Genomic DNA, 1,812 nt, shown 5'->3' with positions numbered 1-1,812 from the left:
GACCGGCTGGGTCACGACGCGGGCGACCTCGTGCTGCGTCAGGTGGGGGAGCGGCTGGCCGCCTGCTTCCGCGGCGACGACGTGGTGGCCCGGCTGGGCGGCGACGAGTTCGCGGCGGTGCTGCCGCCACGCGCCGGCGCCCGACCGCCCCACCCGGGCCGGCCGGCCCGCCGCCGCGCTGCGCGGCGCGCCCGGCGGTCTGGCGCGGGGCGCGGGGGTGACCGTCCCCCCGCGCGCTGATGGAGGCGGGGCTTTGGTTGCCGGCGGCCTCCAGCGCGCCGATGCGCTGGCCCAGCCGGTTCACCCCCTCCGGGCAGGTCTCGGCGAGTGCCGGCCAAGGCCCAAGCGCCCCCGCGATCATGGCGGCGCTGAGGAGCAGGCGTTTCATCGTGGGTGCCTCCGGCTTGGTTTCCATGCGTGTGGTTCTCACGCCGGGAAAACAGCACGGCCAAGACGGAGGTTCCGCGAATGCTTCTTCTGCGAAGCGGTCAGCCCGGAAGCGGCAACCCGCCCCGTTGGACGATGAAGGACTGGACCGCGTCCACCCCCTGCCCCGTCTTGATGTTGGTGAAGACGAAGGGGCGGTCGCCGCGCATCTTCCTGGCGTCGCGGTCCATCACCTCCAGGCTGGCGCCGACCAGCGGGGCGAGGTCGATCTTGTTGATGACCAGCAGGTCCGACCGGGTGATGCCCGGCCCGCCCTTGCGCGGGATCTTGTCCCCCGCCGACACGTCGATGACGTAGATGGTCAGGTCGGCCAGCTCCGGCGAGAAGGTCGCCGCCAGATTGTCGCCGCCCGACTCCACGAAGATCAGGTCGAGGTTCGGGAACTTGCGGTTCATCTCGTCGACGGCGGCGAGGTTGATCGAGGCGTCCTCGCGGATCGCCGTGTGCGGGCAGCCGCCGGTCTCCACCCCCATGATCCGGTCCGGCTTCAGCGCGCCGGAGCGGGTGAGGAATTCCGCGTCCTCCTTGGTGTAGATGTCATTGGTGATCGCCGCGACCTCCCAATCGTCGCGCATGCGCTTGCACAGCGCGTCGGTCAGCGCCGTCTTGCCGGAGCCGACCGGCCCGCCGATGCCCACGCGCAGGGGGCCACCATGGCTCTTGGAAATCGGGGCGGTCATGAGCGGAACAACCTCGTGTATTGGGTTTCGTGGATCATGGAGGTCCAATCGACGGCCATGGCGCGGCTGCCCAGGTCGTCGAGCGGGGCAGCCAACGCGGCCTCCGCCGCAGAGTGCACCACGGAATCGAGCGCCGCCAGGGCCTTCTGCCCGTCTGTCTGGCCCAGCGGCACCAGCCGCACCCCGGCGGAGACGAGGTTGGCGGCGAAGGCGTGCAGATAGGCCGACAGGGCGGGTCCCTCCGGCACGCCGATCAGCGCCGTGGCCAGCGCCACGGCGACGGCATAAGCGACCGGGCGGCCGCTGTCGGCGATCACCCGGTCCCAGCGCTCCATTCCCTCCAGCGGCCAGGCGGCGCGCACGGCGATGAGGAAGGCCTGCCCCTGCGCGCGGCTCTCCAGCGCGGTTTCGGAGGAGGCGCGCATGGCGTCGGCGCGCTCGACCGCCCAGGCGAAGGCCGCCTCGTCGCCCGCCAGAACGGCGCGGTGAGCGGCGACGAAGAGCATGCCGTCGGTGCGCCCGGCGCCGTGACGCAGGATGCCGTCCATCCAGCGCGCCAGCGTGTCGCGGTCGCGGACGAGGCCCTGCTCCACCGCCGCCTCGATGCCGTGGCTGTAGGAGAAGCCGCCGACCGGGAAGGACGGCGACAGCCAGGCGAGGAGCTTGGTGAGGTGGGTGGCCGAGA

The 1,812-nt window shown here is 72.2% G+C and carries 3 protein-coding genes; 1 reads left to right on the top strand and 2 read right to left on the bottom strand.

Annotated features, from left to right (window positions below):
- Positions 1 to 240 (top strand): diguanylate cyclase domain-containing protein (locus tag GBZ26_RS30795; RefSeq protein WP_282184374.1); only part of this gene is annotated, 240 nt, incomplete at its 5' end.
- 248 nt (positions 241 to 488) lie between these two features.
- Here the strand turns inward: GBZ26_RS30795 and ureG are convergent.
- Together ureG and GBZ26_RS29080 are read right to left on the bottom strand one after the other, a co-directional pair.
- Positions 489 to 1,127: an urease accessory protein UreG gene (gene ureG, locus GBZ26_RS29085; RefSeq protein ID WP_035673506.1), complete on the bottom strand. Its 639-nt coding sequence runs from the start codon at positions 1,125 to 1,127 to the stop codon at positions 489 to 491.
- The coding region (locus GBZ26_RS29080) for an urease accessory protein UreF (RefSeq protein ID WP_174441756.1) at positions 1,124 to 1,812 on the bottom strand (689 nt) is incomplete at its 5' end. The genes GBZ26_RS29080 and ureG, both read right to left, overlap by 4 nt.

Source organism: Azospirillum formosense (assembly GCF_013340925.1).
Taxonomy (GTDB): domain Bacteria; phylum Pseudomonadota; class Alphaproteobacteria; order Azospirillales; family Azospirillaceae; genus Azospirillum; species Azospirillum formosense.
Note: the sequence above shows the minus strand (reverse complement) of the source record. Positions and strands in the feature narration are given on the sequence as shown.